Here is a 15,561-nt window from a genome sequence, read left to right on the forward strand (position 1 = left end):
GTGTCTTTATGAGCAAAATGTATAAAGTGGAAATTGTCACACGACCAGCTAATTTTGAAACACTAAAGGTGGAGCTTGGAAAAATTGGCATAACCTCTATCACGTTTTCAAATGTACATGGCTGTGGTTTACAAAAGGGGCATACAGAATTATATCGAGGGGTTAAAAAAGAAAGCAACGTATACGAGCGCTTAAAAGTAGAGATCGTGCTCAGCAAAGTGCCTGTGGAACAAGTCATCGAAACCGCTCAGAAAGTCCTACGCACAGGCAAACCAGGGGATGGGAAAATTTTTATATATGAAATAGAGAACACCATTAATATTCGGACAGGAGAAGAAGGTCCTGCTGGACTATAACACCAATATCCTCCACTCAATGGGGAGGATATTTTTATGGATACAAAAAAAATACCCCGCATCACGCAGGGTATTTTCGGATAGAAAGACATTACGATTGTTTTGTCTCTTCTGACCGACTACTATCCTTCGATTTTGGATCTGAAGACTTATCTTTCTCAGAAGATTCATCTTTCTTCTCTGATTTTTCTTCAGATTCTTCTTTTGATTTTTCTTCAGAAGAAGGCTCTTTTTCCTTTTCTTCAGCTTTTGGCTGAACAGGCTCTTTCGCCTCTTCTGTCACTTCTTGAGCCGCTTTTTCAATAGTTGAAACCGGCTTGTCAATAAAGTTGAGTGGATTTAGCGCTAAACCTTCCTTACGGATTTCAAAGTGGACATGGTTTCCACTTTCTGCACCATACAAATTCTTACCAGAAGATCCGATCACAGCATGTTGCTTCACTTCATCGCCTTCTTTTACATCGACCTGAGACAACGATTGATACACCGTAGACAAACCATCTTCATGCTCAATTTCAACAACATGGCCAAGGACGGGATCCTTCTTCGCTTGAACAACAGTTCCACTAAGAGCAGCCGTGACATCAAACACTTTGCCATCTTTATCTGCAAGGTCAATACCTTTGCTTAAGGTGTAGGTGTTATTATAGTTTACAAGTGCTGCTTCTTTTTCTTTTTGTTCAGCATCTGCTTCATAGAACTTTTTCACAACAGAGATACTATCAGAATTCTGAACCGGCATGGCAACATTTTCAATTGGCTTACCAACTTCAACGGCATCGTCACGTTGTTCCTGTGTTGTTTTGTTACCGTCTGACAATTGGTCCTTCACATCTTTTGATACGGATTGGTACCAGAGTACCGCTGTTAATACGACCGCCGCGCTCACCAAGTAAATGGCAGGGAATACCCAACGCTTACGGAAAAATTGTTGCATTTTTGTGATTTTGGAAGTACGTTTCTTTTCTTCCTCTCTCATTTTCATCACCTCAGCAACATTCTGAACACTTTTCAGAAAATATATACACATGAAATCATTTTTCTTTTTATTTTGCGCAAACACGCACAAATTATGTATGATTTATATAAAAAAACGGAGGTCACAGATGAAAACATTTAACCGAATCGCAACAGAAGACGATCTCAAAGCCATAGTTGATATTTACAATTCGACCATCGCATCAAGAGAAGTAACTGCTGATACCGAGCCAGTCACAGTGGAAGAACGGAGAAATTGGTTTTTAAACCACTCTGACAAGAGACCACTTTATGTGAAGACAGACGACAATGGCACAATTTATGGCTGGCTAAGTTTCGAAACATTTTATGGCAGACCAGCATACAACGGAACAGTAGAAATCAGCATTTACCTGAATCAAGATTATCGAGGACAAGGTATCGGGTCTCTTTTTCTAAAAGAAGCCCTTGAATTAGCTCCTTCACTCAACATCCGCACATTACTTGCATTTATTTTTGGTCACAACAAAGCCAGCATTCAATTATTTAAAAAATACGGCTTCAAGCAGTGGGGATATTTACCACAAGTAGCAAAAATGGATGGCAACAAATATGACCTTGCTATTTTAGGAAAAGAGCTATAAACACTCAATGCCCCCCGAGCGTCTTCTCTTCAAGAGGCGCTTTTTTTATGAAACCTGAAGCCTTCCATAATTTGTTTTATTAAACCGCAATAATAACCAATTCGATTGCAATAAATAACATTTTTGATGATTCCACTATAAAATTTTAGTTCTCACCTCTCATTTCATTACATTTAACACCATATTTAGAAGGTGAAACATTCACTACTTTTCTCTTAATGACAAATAGTTATTAAACGTATGACTCATATAATTGCAGATAAACAAATTCAGTTTCTATAAGTGAATATTCATCTTCACAAAATTAGTCACTTCTTAAATTTCGTCTTCCTAAAACATTACTCACTCAAGTATGATAGATAATGTAACCGAACAAGGAGTGAACACTGTGCAAACAACTGATAAAATGATTCAGTCTCTTACTTCAATTTCGAAATGGGGAAAGATATGTAGCATCTTTCTTTTTATTTTAGGTGGGTTATCTATTCTCGTCGGATTTTGGCTGATTCTCCCTGCCGCACTGGGCGTATTTCTAATCATGGGTGGAATTCATGTACAGCAATCTGTAAAGGCAGCTGAACAAATTATTCTAGAGCCAAATACACCTTTCGAGGACCTATTAGAGCAATATTCTAAAATGATCAAAATGCAGGCACTGTACGCCATTTCGAGTATAGCTTCAATTATTCTCACCATTATCACAACGATCTTCCTTTTTATATTTATTGGTGGGTTTGCCTTTTTTCTTGAAAGTCCTAACGAAACACAGTATGAAGAAAATATTTATAATGATTACGACGAGGACATGAACGATGAGGTAGAACTCAACGATTTCTTTTAATTTTTTTAATTACTAAGGGGGTATCGATAGCGAGACTTTTTGGTGTCCCCTTTTATATGCTTAATTAAATGCAGGTTTACAAAGAGTTTTTATCCAGTCACAATTCAAATCGTAATAATCACGAAATAAAAAAGGGTTTTGATTTCATATACGAGTTAAAATGACGTTTATCTGTACAGAAACAGTTGACAGTATAACAACAAAAATAAGCGAACAAATCCTGATAGTTTAGATTTCAGACCATTTATAGAGAAACAAAATAATTTCCGACTTGCTAATCCTAATAATTAGTCTTTAAATGAGGCTGATGAGAAATGACAAATCAAACAAAGACTGCCTCAAATGCAGTTTTAGTGGGTTTTTAGGAGCAAGTAAAGCGATACTTTATTAACAACTGGAGAATTTGATCAAGATTAGGGCCAGCTAGAAGACTTGATTAATTGGAAATACACAATTAATTTTCGCAGGAGGGCTAGGGGCTATACTTGACAAAAAAGAAAAGAAATGACAGCAGTTTGTGATGAAATACACTGCATTAAGAATTCATCCCCTATCCGTCTTGTACTTCGAGAACTTGCATACAAAGGCCAAATTCTCGGGGTGAAAAAAATCAGTTGGTGATGAATGAGATCATCATAACATAGCGAAATGAAAAGTAAAGTTGCTATTTATCACCAAAAGGACATTTTCTATTGATATTTTCGATATTATCATCTCAAAAATGACATTTTAAAAACAGCAGATTTTCTGCTGTTTTTCTTTTGTGCTCTTAACTTATGGCATTTACAACGGTTCATCCAAAAAATCATTTTCCCTATCAATTTATCCTTTTCACCTATTTTTCATCTCAAATTCCTCGTGGTATCCTGTAAAGCACATGGAAGCAAGAAATGAATCCACTTGTCAGTTCATTGATTAGATTAGCCACCAATATAGGACATCTCTACCTTCTTTCGACCTGTTCTTTGCCCGTTGACTTGCCCTCTATCAACTGAATATTGATCGTATCTATTAGACCAAATCGACTTTAGTTGCTTAGATAACACTTGATCCTGATTTGTTGAACGGATAAGCTTTTTTATATCAACACCAGATGAAGCAAATAGGCACGTAAACAGCTCACCTCGCGCAGAGAGTCTCGCTCGGTTACACTGCCCACAAAATGCATCTGATACCGAGGAGATAATACCTATTTCACCTGTTCCATCTTTATAGAAGTAACGTTTTGCAACTTCGCCAACATAGTTTGCCGATTCCGAAATCAGAGGGAATTCATGTCCAATTTTATCCAATATCTCATTTTTCATTACGACATGATCAAAGTTCCATTCATTTGTGTTGCCAACATCCATGAATTCGATAAATCTAAGAATGTGTCCCTTTTCCTTGAAGTACCTCGCCATCGGTAGGATGTCTTGTTCATTTACACCTTTTTGAACAACCATATTTATTTTAATAGCTAATCCTGCTTTTTTCGCAGCATCAATACCTCTTAAGACTTTATTAACAGAAATATTGCGGCCATTCATTTTTTTAAATCGTTCATCATTAAGCGAGTCAAGACTAATCGTTACACGCTGAAGACCCGCTTGCTTTAATCTCTCTGCATATACAGGTAAAAGCGAACCATTCGTAGTCATTGCAATATCTTCAATACCCGAAATCGCAGCAAGACGTTCTATTAAAACATGCAAATCCTTTCGCATTAAAGGCTCCCCTCCAGTAATACGGAGTTTGACCACACCTAAGTCTTTCGCAAAAATCGTTGCAAGTCGTTCAATCTCTTCAAAAGAAAGAAGTTCTTCTTTTTCTAAAAAGGGGTAATCCGGACCGAAAATTTCGGCAGGCATACAGTAAGTACATCTGAAATTACAGCGGTCAGTCACTGATATTCTTAAATCGCGCAATGGTCGGTTTCTCTTATCTAAGATACTTACCATGCTTTGCCTCCTATTCTGTAATACGATGATGATGAGTGTATATATTAAAAGATTCACCTCTCGCAAATCCAACTGTCGTTATATTTAACTCATTTGCCATTTCTAGCGCAAGTTCAGTCGGCGCTGATTTGGAAATGACGATCGATACACCTAGCTTCGCTGCTTTTAACAAGACTTCAGAAGAGATTCGCCCACTGAATACGAGTAACTTGTCTCTTACTGAGATTTGATTAAGCAAACAATGTCCGTATATTTTATCTAAAGCATTATGTCTACCAATATCTGTTCTCATCAATAAAAGTTCTTCTGTATCACAGAGACCAGCGTTATGAACACCGCCTGTATGCTGAAATAACTGACTAGCATTTTGCAGTCTTTTTATTAAATACAAACATTTTTTGGCGGAAACTTGAATTGAACCAACTGCAGTTTTAGCCGTTTTGACATCTTGAAGAAAATAAAAATGCCTTCCTTTTCCACAGCATGAACCTATTACTCTTTTCGTGAAATCTGACGTTTGAAAACCATTTGGATTAAATAAGTCAACATAAGCAAAACCCGTACTTTCATCTATTGTAAACCTTTTGATTTCATTTTGAAATCGTATGACACCTTCTGAAGCTAAAAAACCAATCACCAATTCTTTCAAGTTATTTGGAGAGCAAACAAGAGTGACAAATTCCTCATCATTCACAATAACTGTTAATGGATATTCACCAACGACTTCATCCGATTGTCGAACAATTTTACCAGCATGATATTGATAAATTGTCCAATTCTTTTTAATAAAAGGCTCCATTCGTTGATCTCCCCTCCAACTGAACTTTAGATATGACCCTCAATCAAATTATGATATTATTTTAAAAAGTGAGAAAAATGTAACATATTACTATATTAACAGACTTTTAAAATGAGGGATATGGAGGTCAAACTATGAACAAAATTAAGAACCGCTGGCTTATCGCAATTAGTGCCGTTGGAATTCATTTATCCATAGGCTCCGTTTATTCTTGGAGTGTTTTCACCAATCCTTTAAGTGAACAATTTCAATGGTCACTAACAGAAATTAGTCTAACCTTCAGCATTGCAATCTTATTTTTAGGTTTGTCAGCTGCTTTTATGGGTCACTTTGTTGAGAAGCATGGTCCTAGAGCATCCGGTCTATTTGCTGCTTTCTTTTTCGGAATTGGCATTACTGGATCCGGACTTGCTATACAGCTTGGCTCTCTGCCATTACTCTATTTGTTTTATGGTGTTCTAGCTGGTATTGGTCTGGGGGTGGGTTATATTGCACCAGTTTCAACTTTAGTAAAATGGTTCCCTGACAGAAGGGGGCTTGCCACTGGGTTAGCTATTATGGGTTTCGGTTTTGCCTCACTCATCTGCAGTCCTATTATTCAATTTTTAATTGAACAAGTAAACATCGCCAACACGTTTTATATTCTCGGGATCTCTTATTTTATCATCATGTTGTTGTCCTCTCTTTATTTAGCACCTCCACCTGCTGATTACACAGAGAACTTCGTTGCTAAAAAGTCAGTTCACGGGAAAGTTCAACAAGATTTATCTCAACTGACTGCTAATGAAGCAATGAAAACGAGACGTTTTTATTACCTATGGTTGATGCTTTTCATCAATATCACATGCGGCATTGCCATTATTTCAGTTGCTTCTCCCCTCGCTCAAGAAAGTGCTGGGTTAACAGCTGGAGCCGCTGCAGCTCTTGTCGGTATTTTAGGTGCTTTTAATGGGATGGGGAGAATCGGGTGGGCATCCCTTTCTGATTATATTGGCAGGCCAAATACGTATACAATCTTCTTTAGTATTCAATTAATTGCATTTCCTTTACTCCCTTATTTAAAAGAGCCAATCATTTTCTCTATTATTATGGCGATCATATACACTTGCTATGGTGGAGGTTTTGCATCAATACCAGCATATATTGGTGATTTATTCGGGACGAAACAGCTCGGTGCAATTCATGGTTATATTCTCACAGCTTGGGCTGCCGCTGGCTTAGCTGGACCCTTATTTTCATCATTTATACGAGATGTTACAGGCGGCTACACTCAAAGCCTTATGGTCTTCTCAGGTTTATTTTTGATTGCACTCCTCATCTCATTGCTTATCAGGAAAGATATACAGCAACTTCAGAAATTGAGTACCATTTCAACTTCAACAATTTCTTCACGTACTTAATTTGGATTTGACAGCACAGCGATCTACAGGTAATTTTTAGATATGAAACCGTTTTAAAAAGTTCTAAGGAGGGTGATGAAATTATGGGGAAAACAAAACACACAGGGCCTATTAAACTCAATAAAAAGCCCTCGCCTAAGCTCTGGGCCTCCTTTACACCTATGGGTCTTGGCAAAGTCAAGCCTAAGCATATCAGAGACACAATAAAAGTAGCTTGGGAGAACAAAGATAATCTTCCCTATGCCTACCGTATCTTAACTCAAGGTGTTTGTGACGGATGTGCTCTTGGTGTATCAGGTCTATACGATCAAACTCTAACAGGACCACATATTTGTACGACAAGATTAAATGTGCTTCGATTAAATACAATGCCAGCGATTGATCCAAAGTGGTTTACAGATATTCAAAAACTTCAAATGATGGATAGTACAGCACTTCGAAAACTTGGACGTATCCCTTATCCCCTCATAAGAAAAAAAGGCGAAAATGCTTTCTCTCGAATCTCTTGGGACCATGCCTTAGATCAAATTGCTTCTAAAATCAAAACAATTGATAAACATCAGCTCGCCTTTTATTTGACCGCTAGAGGCATTACAAATGAAGTTTATTATACTGCCGCTAAGGCAGCACGATTTATTGGAACCAACCACATTGATAACGCTTCACGTATTTGCCATTCACCTAGCAAAACCGCACTCAAACGCTCGCTTGGCATAGGGGCTTCTAGCTGTAATTATAGCGATTGGATTGGAACTGACATCCTCATTTTCTGGGGTTCCGTTGCTGCTAATAATCAGCCTGTTTCAACGAAGTATATGTATGCGGCAAAGAAAAAAGGAACTAAGATTATTGTCATTAATCCATATAAAGAGCCTGCTATGGAAAAATATTGGGTACCATCTATCCCTGAAAGTGCTCTCTTTGGTACAAAAATTGCTGATGATTTTTTTCAGGTCAATATCGGTGGTGACATTGCATTTATGAACGGTGTGATGAAACACTGGTTTGAAATGGAACATCAAGCATCACATTCCGCTCTAGATCATGCATTTATCCAAGAGCATACAACTGGAATTGATGAACTTCAACAACATGTTTCACGATTAAACTGGGATGATTTGGAGGCATCATCTGGATTATCAAAAGAGAGAATGAAAGAGTTTGCCGTGTTGCTAGCTCATTCCAAATCTGGTGTTTTTATTTGGAGCATGGGTTTAACTCAGCATCGTTTTGCTACTGACAATATCTCACAAGTAGCAAACCTTGCAATGTTACGTGGTTTCATCGGAAGAAAACATTGTGGTGTTATGCCAATACGTGGGCATAGTGGTGTTCAAGGCTCTGGAGAAATGGGCGCTGATCCCTTTGTTCTACCTGGAAGTGATTTTGACGAAGAGAACATTAAAAGAATAGAAAACATCTGGGGCTTCGATATTCCAAAATGGCACGGAGATACAATTGGGCAGTCTTTTGAAAAAATGGCGCTTCCTAAAGAACATCCTCAAAAACTAAAAATGCTTTTCACAAGCGGTGGGAACTTTTTAGAAACAATGCCAAACCCTGAGGCAATTGAGAAGGCATTATCCGAGCTAGAAATCCGTGTCCATCAGGATATTATTCTTAATACGTCCACGCTTGTTGAAGCAGAGGAAGCGGTGATCGTTCTTCCAGCAATGACAAGATATGAACAGCCAGGTGGCGGTACTTCTACAAGCACAGAACGGATGGTCTATTTTAGCCCTGAGATTGAAGGTCCTCGTATTGAGGAAGCAAGAGCTGAGTGGCAGATCTATATCGATCTTGCGAAACGAGTTCGACCTGAAGATGCAGAGTTGATTCATTTTGATCACGCTAAAGATATACGTCAAGAGATTGCCGTTGCTAATCGGAATTATGATGGAATTCAGCATTTGCACCGAAAAGGAGATGTCTTTCAATGGGGTGGCGCTTGGCTTTGTGAAGATGGTATTTGTCCTACTTCTGATGGAAAAGGGTATTTGCTCCCTGCTGAGTTGCCAGAGTATCGAAAATCAGAAGGGCATTTTAATGTGACAACAAGACGTGGTAAACAGTTCAACTCTATGATTTACAGCGATAAAGATGCTTTTAATGGCGGAAACCGCCACTCTATTCTCATTAACGAGAAGGATGCTAAAGAATTATACATTCAAGCGGGTGATCCTGTTGTGTTGTTTAATCAATTTGGTTCATACCAAGGCGTTGCACAATTCGGAGAGCTTCAACGTGGTAACATTGCCGTATATTGGCCTGAGGGTAATGTCTTAATTCCAAAAGGAATATACGAAAGCCACTCGCAGATTCCAGAATACAATACAGCCGCTATTTTAGAAAAAGCAGAAACATTTCATGCACGAAAAGATCAGAACTATGTAGAAAAGCGAATTGATGATTTAGAAACCACCTTGAATTAAAAAAGCCGGCATAGGCTTTCATATAAGCCTTGCCGATCTTTTGATTAATTCCCTAGAGATTGTGCTTCTTTTTGCAGAATTTCGTTTAATTCATCTGCGTTTGCTGCTGGCTGATATTGACCTCCACCTGCTTTAGCTACAGATTGCAAGTGCTTTGCTTCCTGTTGATTCACGTCAAAACCAATGATATTAACGATTGTCTCAACACCTTCTTCATGTAACCCTTTTGCCGCCTGAGATGGGCTACCTCCACATGTTTCTTGTCCATCACTCACGACATACACAATGTTTTTACCAGAAGTTGTGTTATTTTGAAAATCTTCTTTTGTATCTGTTAATGCTTTCGCTAATGGCGTCCATCCTGTTGGTCCATATAGATTCAACGCATTTTCAAATGTTGATTCTTCATATGTCGCAAAACCATATACAGCTTCTGAACTTCCACAGGAAACAGCTTTTCCAGCATTTTTATTATTCCCTTCGTGACCAAATACGCGAAGCAGCACTTGCGTTTCATCAGATAGAATACCTGCAAAGCTTTGGATAGAACGTTTGGCAATGTCGATCTTTTTGTCTCCATCAATTGATTGGGCCATACTGCCACTTAAATCTAATAAGATGACAACATGTGCAGGCTCCTTTTTCATTACAGCATGTACTGGTGATGAAAGTAACAACACCAAACTTGCTAAAATGGTCAGAATGATATTTCTTTTCATAATCACGACACTCCTTTTTCATATACTTGGACAGCAAAAGAGAAACGACAGTTTAAATCGTTTCCCTTGGCATTTCTTCTAACTATTCATGCAATTTTAGTGACTCAGCAGTTAAAATCGATTCAATTTCTTTGCCAGTGCTCGCTTGATAGTAAGTTCCTTTTCCTGCTTTAGCTACTTGGATCAATTGACCTTCATAGCCTTCATTAAAGTCAAGACCAATGACATTGACTACAGTAGATCCTTTTGATTGTTGCAAATCATTTGCTGCCTGAACAGGGTTACCACCACAAGTTTCCTCACCATCAGTGATTAAGTAAACAATATGTTGTGTTCCTTCTTGTAGCTGTTCATTTGTTTGCTTAGCGCTTTCAAGTGCATTTGCAATCGGTGTCCAGCCGTTTGGTCCAAGACCGTTCAGTGAGTTTTCAAAGCTTTGCTGGTCATAAGGCTGTACACCGTATACACCTCTGATGACTTCACAAGACTGGAATTTCCCTGAGTTTTTGTTGTTACCTTCAGAACCGAAAAGGCTCATACGAATTTTTGCATTTTCAGGAAGGGATTGTGCAAATTTGAAGATCTCTTGTTTTGCTAGATCAAATTTGCGCTCTCCGTCTACTTTTCTTGCCATACTTCCACTTGCATCAAGCAAAATTGTGACTCTCACATCTTTATCTGTCTTTGGATTCTTGGCTGCTGCTTCTTCAGCAAATACTGGTGAAGAGACTGACATTGATAATGCCAATACAGCTAGAGTTACGAGTGTAAACATTTTTTTCATCATGCTTTTCCTGCCTCCTTATGTATTTAGTTGAAACATCTTTATCGTAAAAGATTATGCGACTGATTGATATAGGACACGATCCCTTTTTCCCTTTCATCTAAATCACTAAAAACCTGTAAAATGTCTAGTTACTTACACCCAATGATTGATTTTCCCTTACAATTTCTCTTTCTTTCGAAAGACTTTGTATCAGTCGTGAGTGCTTGTCGGGACATAATTGTTCAAGATTTCCTGCGATGCGCCTTATGACTCAATTTTGACACATTCTATTCAAATTTATTGAAACACCCTTCATAAAAAAAAAGATGCCCCTTGTTGAGGACACCTTTTCACTTAATTTTTTGCCATATATGTGTTGAGAAAGTGATCTGCCGATTCGATCTTAATCCCTTGATAGTAATGTTTTACGATTTCTTCTACTTTTTTTCCAGACTGCGCCATATAATGTGCGCCATACTGGCTCATTCCAACACCATGCCCATAGCCTTTTGTTGTAATGATAATCTCATTGCCCTTTCGTTGCCATGTGAAGTCTGCTGAATGAAGAGCTAATGACTCACGAATATCTCTGCCTGTTAACGTTTTGCCATTGATGACTGCTTTCGCTACTTGGTGCCCTGGTGTCCGAGTCGTAATATCCCCTACCTTATCGGAATTGTTCAAAGTGACACCTAGCTTTTGTTGAAATTCAGTTACTTTTATTGTTTTGGTGTTTTTGAATTTGGGTGAGGCTGTGTCCCATTTGCTATCGACACTTTTTAAGTAAGGAATTTCATTTTTCCAATAGGCTTCGGCATTCTCAGTCTGTCCGTTACTTGTTGAAAAGAAAGAAGCATCAATTGGTTTATCATCGTATGTTAGTACTTTCCCTTGGGTACTGGCTACCGCCTGAGTGATTTTTTTCAATTTCCAATCATAGTCCTTGCCCCATATTTTTTTAAGTTCTTGTTTGTTTTTGTAGACTTGAAACATTTGAGTGTCATCTACAAGCGAGCCTTTCGGAGACTTGACTGCCTTATCTGCTATCATTTGTCTGACGATATACGTTCTTGCTGCAAGCGCCTGCGCCTTTAATGCCTCTGTCTCAAAATCAGCTGGCATCTCTGAAGCAACCACACCTATGACATACTCCTCTAAAGGGATATTCTCCACCTGCTGATTGGCTGATCGATAAACGGGGATGGAGACTGGCGATTGTTTTAGCTTCGCCGCACCTTTGACCTTTTTTTGTGGTGATGATTCAACTGATGCTTGTGTGTTCGCTGTCGTTTTCCCTTGAAATGTCGGTAGCACAAGCAAGGTCGGAATGATTAAAATAATGATGCATATTCCTGCAATTGTCCATATCATTGGTTTCATATTTGGCTGCCCCCATTTGTCATTGAATCTCTTTTATCCTATGGACAAGGACAAGCTAATATGACAGCTTCTTCAATTAATTGGACAGGCCTTTTTCCTTTTCGGTACAACTATATAGTCATGCTTACCTTACAGTCTTATGAATAAAATTTAATATAAACGGATACACTATTGATAAGCTTCTCAATTTATCTTGATCTATTACTCTATAAAAAAACAGCATGCCCATGTGGACACACTGATTATTTTAAGCATTTAAGTCTGATACAACTTGTTCTTGTTGTAAAGCATCTGTTGATTCTTCGTTTACTCTTTCGATATCTGCTCCGATAGCAGCAAGCTTCTGGTGGAAGTTCACATATCCACGGTCCACGTGTTTTAACTCTGTAACACGTGTATGACCTTCAGCCACTAATCCTGCTAGCACAAGGGCTGCGCCAGCTCTCAAGTCTGTTGCGGCTACTTCAGCTCCTTGAAGCTGAACTGGTCCGTTGATAATCACAGAACGTCCTTCAATTTTGATATCACCATTCATACGACGGAATTCCTCTGCATGCATAAAACGGTTTTCAAAAACAGTTTCTGTGATCATGCTTGTTCCGTTCGCACATAGTAATAGTGCCATCATCTGAGATTGCATATCCGTTGGGAACCCAGGATGTGGCATTGTTTTTAGATCAATTGGTTTTAAATCAGATGGTCCAATGACTCTTAAACCTTCCTCTTCTTCAATGATCTGAATACCCATTTCTTCCATCTTTGCAATGAGTGAAGTAAGGTGCTCAGGCACAGCGCCTTTTACAAGCACGTTTCCTTCAGTGATCGCAGCAGCAACCATGAATGTTCCAGCTTCAATTCTGTCAGGTATGATGTTGTGTTTTGCACCATGAAGTGTTTCAACACCTTCAATTTTAATGGTACCTGTACCAGCCCCACGAATTTTACCGCCCATGGCATTGATATAATTGGCTAGATCAACAATTTCTGGTTCTTTTGCTACGTTTTCCAAAATTGTTGTTCCTTCTGCTAATGCAGCTGCCATAATAATGTTCTCAGTTGCTCCTACACTTGGAAAGTCCAAATAGATTTTAGCACCTTTTAAGCGACCATTTACTTCCGCTTCAATAAATCCATTACCTACTTGAATCTTTGCACCCATAGCTTCAAAGCCTTTTAAATGTTGGTCAATAGGTCTTGAACCAATTGCACAACCACCTGGAAGTGCTACTCTTGAATGACCAGTGCGGGCCAAAAGTGGACCCATCACAAGAACGGATGCTCTCATCTTACGAACATACTCAAACGGAGCCTCATTTTGTAGAGCATTTGATGCGTCTACTGATACTTCGTTATTTTCAAAATGTACTTCTGCTCCTAAATGACGTAACACTTCATTAATCGTATATACATCGGAGAGCGTAGGTACATCACAAATTACGCTTTTTTCTGTACTTGCTAACAAAGATGCAGCGATGACTGGTAAAACGGCATTTTTTGCGCCTTCAACTTTGACTGTGCCGTTTAACTTTTGACCGCCGCGGACGATGATTTTTTCCAAGGTCTTCCCCTCCGCGTCCCAATTTCTCTATATTAATATTCAGTCGTTACGATTGGTGTGCCAACCGTAATCGTATGTTTTTTGTTCATTTCCGAACTTCTGATGGCTATTTGTACATTCAATTTTTGATTTGAAGTCATGATGAACTGTTCCCACTTATCTGTGTAAGCGGAAATCGATACAAAGTTAGACTCAACAAGATACTCAACAGGTTTCGCTTGAAACTCTTCAACTAACATGTTTGCTTTTTTTTGCAAAACAACATTCATCATACCATTTACATGACCATCGAGACAAGTAAAAATAACGAATTTTTCTTGTAAGATGCTTTTTGCATGACGCACGAATTGATCATATGTATTATTCCAGGTATTCAGTGGGCGAGTTCCTTTTTGCTCATATAATAAATACGACTTTGATTTGTCTTTTGTGTCGGTATTCACGAACAAAATTTTCGAAACTGTCTTATTTTTTTCGTCAATGAACGTTCCTGTGACTTTTGTGACATGTTCTTCTTTTTTTACAATCCACTCATATTGTCGTAGTTGTCTCTTCAAACGTTTCACTTTTTGCGAAAATTGTTTTTGAGAAAGTGATACGTTTGTTTTTGCATGAAGGGTCCACCCTTCAATATCAATTTGTTGATTTTTTAGTCCTTCAGCTATTTGGGACATTGGCGATGTTTCTTCTGCTCGAACTCCCTGCATGATCAACACAAAAAAAAGAATAAACGCAAATAATGGCCAGCCTTTTACATACTTTCTCACTTGTCATTCCCCCTTGCTACCATTGTTGCCGCTAGCAGGTGAATGCATACGTGGAAAAAGCTATCAGTGCCCATTCTTTTTTATGTGTTCTTCATTCTTTCCCGGTGATAAAACAGACAAAACTTTTTAAAACATATAAGGGATTTGTCTGGAGAAATTTAAATAGTCGAGGAAAAAATTACTAACGGTTGACGCGATTGCAATGGTTAATAAAATCATGAGCAATCTCGCTTGGACAATCCGTCCTTTCTTAATCATCGGTTCAATGTTGACTGCAAGTAGTGCCCACCAAGTGGCTGCAATAAAACACAGGTGCACCCCAATGCTGATCACAGCTTGTTGACCTAAGTCGTCCATATCAATCGAATCCTCCTTGTTTTTGATGATGTAAAGGAAAACTCCCTTTCATTATATCCGCTTAAAATGGAAAGATGATCAATTTGGAAAAATGAACTATATTTAACGTGAATCTCCACTTATTTCTCAAATAGGGAGATGTTATACTGCGAGTGGAAGGAGTTGAACACATTTGAAAGATTCATTTCCAGATTTTGTTGATCTGTACGGAGAAATCGTTCCCACCTTTGACTACGAATGGGAAGCCATTGCGTTCTACTTTGATTATAGACAGACACAACTGCAAGAGTTAGCAAAATTGTGTCATTTTCATAACATTTCTTTAGATGCATCTGAGGAAAGCTTGTATCAATTAGAATCTCTGTACTTCGACGCCTTTGCTCATCAACTGTTCGCTGAATGGCAGATGCCGATCGAAGTATTCGAAGCGATGATGAGCGTCTATTTGGGAGAGGTTGTCATTCGTCATCATTCTGATGCTGAATGGGTTGTTCAACCTTATATGGATTCCTCTCAGCAATTCACACTAGGTTTACGCCGAAACAACAAGACATGGCATAGCACACAATTTTGCGAAAACCTTTATCTTGAAAAGCAGGCTTCACATCCTTACGTGTCCTTATATCAGTCTTTACTTTAATTCGT

The 15,561-nt window shown here is 38.5% G+C and carries 15 protein-coding genes; 6 read left to right on the plus strand and 9 right to left on the minus strand.

Annotated features, from left to right (window positions below):
- Positions 1-8 precede the first annotated feature (8 nt).
- Positions 9-356 (plus strand): P-II family nitrogen regulator, encoded by a 348-nt coding sequence (locus ACQKEZ_RS08235; protein WP_427299816.1) that lies wholly within the window; start codon positions 9-11, stop codon positions 354-356.
- A 91-nt stretch (positions 357-447) separates the two neighbouring features.
- Here the strand turns inward: ACQKEZ_RS08235 and ACQKEZ_RS08240 are convergent, their stop codons facing one another.
- Positions 448-1,335, minus strand: a complete 888-nt coding sequence (locus ACQKEZ_RS08240) for a peptidoglycan DD-metalloendopeptidase family protein (protein ID WP_427300525.1) — start codon at positions 1,333-1,335, stop codon at positions 448-450.
- Positions 1,336-1,462: 127 nt separating this feature from the next.
- On the opposite strand from ACQKEZ_RS08240, the gene ACQKEZ_RS08245 reads away from it, so the two are divergent.
- Both ACQKEZ_RS08245 and ACQKEZ_RS08250 read left to right on the plus strand, forming a co-directional pair.
- On the plus strand, positions 1,463-1,957 hold the full coding sequence (locus tag ACQKEZ_RS08245) for an N-acetyltransferase family protein (protein WP_427299817.1): 495 nt from the start codon (positions 1,463-1,465) through the stop codon (positions 1,955-1,957).
- Positions 1,958-2,345: 388 nt separating this feature from the next.
- Positions 2,346-2,798, plus strand: coding sequence for a hypothetical protein (locus ACQKEZ_RS08250; protein WP_427299818.1), 453 nt, complete (start codon positions 2,346-2,348; stop codon positions 2,796-2,798).
- 920 nt (positions 2,799-3,718) lie between these two features.
- On the opposite strand, the gene moaA is transcribed toward ACQKEZ_RS08250, so the two are convergent.
- Together moaA and fdhD are read right to left on the minus strand one after the other, a co-directional pair.
- Entirely contained in the window at positions 3,719-4,738 is a 1,020-nt protein-coding gene (gene moaA / locus ACQKEZ_RS08255; protein WP_427299819.1) for a GTP 3',8-cyclase MoaA, read from the minus strand.
- 10 nt (positions 4,739-4,748) lie between these two features.
- Entirely contained in the window at positions 4,749-5,537 is a 789-nt protein-coding gene (gene fdhD / locus ACQKEZ_RS08260) for a formate dehydrogenase accessory sulfurtransferase FdhD (RefSeq protein WP_427299820.1), read from the minus strand.
- Positions 5,538-5,671: 134 nt separating this feature from the next.
- On the opposite strand from fdhD, the gene ACQKEZ_RS08265 reads away from it, so the two are divergent.
- Both ACQKEZ_RS08265 and ACQKEZ_RS08270 read left to right on the plus strand, forming a co-directional pair.
- The gene (locus ACQKEZ_RS08265; protein WP_427299821.1) at positions 5,672-6,937 is read left to right on the plus strand and encodes an L-lactate MFS transporter; all 1,266 of its coding nucleotides are present in this window, start codon (positions 5,672-5,674) and stop codon (positions 6,935-6,937) included.
- Between the two features lie 83 nt (positions 6,938-7,020).
- On the plus strand, positions 7,021-9,369 hold the full coding sequence (locus ACQKEZ_RS08270; protein ID WP_427299822.1) for an FdhF/YdeP family oxidoreductase: 2,349 nt from the start codon (positions 7,021-7,023) through the stop codon (positions 9,367-9,369).
- A 44-nt stretch (positions 9,370-9,413) separates the two neighbouring features.
- Here ACQKEZ_RS08270 and ACQKEZ_RS08275 read toward each other — a convergent pair whose 3' ends face one another.
- The 6 genes from ACQKEZ_RS08275 to ACQKEZ_RS08300 all read right to left on the minus strand — a co-directional run bounded on the left by ACQKEZ_RS08275 (position 9,414) and on the right by ACQKEZ_RS08300 (position 14,916).
- On the minus strand, positions 9,414-10,088 hold the full coding sequence (locus ACQKEZ_RS08275; RefSeq protein WP_427299823.1) for a VWA domain-containing protein: 675 nt from the start codon (positions 10,086-10,088) through the stop codon (positions 9,414-9,416).
- Between the two features lie 82 nt (positions 10,089-10,170).
- Positions 10,171-10,872: a VWA domain-containing protein gene (locus ACQKEZ_RS08280; protein ID WP_427300527.1), complete on the minus strand. Its 702-nt coding sequence runs from the start codon at positions 10,870-10,872 to the stop codon at positions 10,171-10,173.
- A gap of 336 nt (positions 10,873-11,208) precedes the next feature.
- Positions 11,209-12,234: a stage II sporulation protein D gene (spoIID, locus tag ACQKEZ_RS08285; RefSeq protein WP_427299824.1), complete on the minus strand. Its 1,026-nt coding sequence runs from the start codon at positions 12,232-12,234 to the stop codon at positions 11,209-11,211.
- Positions 12,235-12,481: 247 nt separating this feature from the next.
- Complete coding sequence (murA, locus tag ACQKEZ_RS08290; protein WP_427299825.1) at positions 12,482-13,792, minus strand: UDP-N-acetylglucosamine 1-carboxyvinyltransferase; 1,311 nt, start codon at positions 13,790-13,792, stop codon at positions 12,482-12,484.
- 32 nt (positions 13,793-13,824) lie between these two features.
- The gene (locus tag ACQKEZ_RS08295; protein ID WP_427299826.1) at positions 13,825-14,559 is read right to left on the minus strand and encodes a YwmB family TATA-box binding protein; all 735 of its coding nucleotides are present in this window, start codon (positions 14,557-14,559) and stop codon (positions 13,825-13,827) included.
- A gap of 126 nt (positions 14,560-14,685) precedes the next feature.
- Positions 14,686-14,916, minus strand: a complete 231-nt coding sequence (locus tag ACQKEZ_RS08300) for a DUF1146 family protein (RefSeq protein ID WP_427299827.1) — start codon at positions 14,914-14,916, stop codon at positions 14,686-14,688.
- 172 nt (positions 14,917-15,088) lie between these two features.
- Here ACQKEZ_RS08300 and ACQKEZ_RS08305 point away from each other — a divergent pair, with 172 nt between their 5' ends.
- Positions 15,089-15,556 (plus strand): hypothetical protein, encoded by a 468-nt coding sequence (locus ACQKEZ_RS08305; protein ID WP_427299828.1) that lies wholly within the window; start codon positions 15,089-15,091, stop codon positions 15,554-15,556.
- Positions 15,557-15,561 lie beyond the last annotated feature (5 nt).

The sequence above is a fragment of the Bacillus sp. NPDC077027 genome, from assembly GCF_050269555.1.
GTDB lineage: Bacteria > Bacillota > Bacilli > Bacillales > Bacillaceae > Bacillus.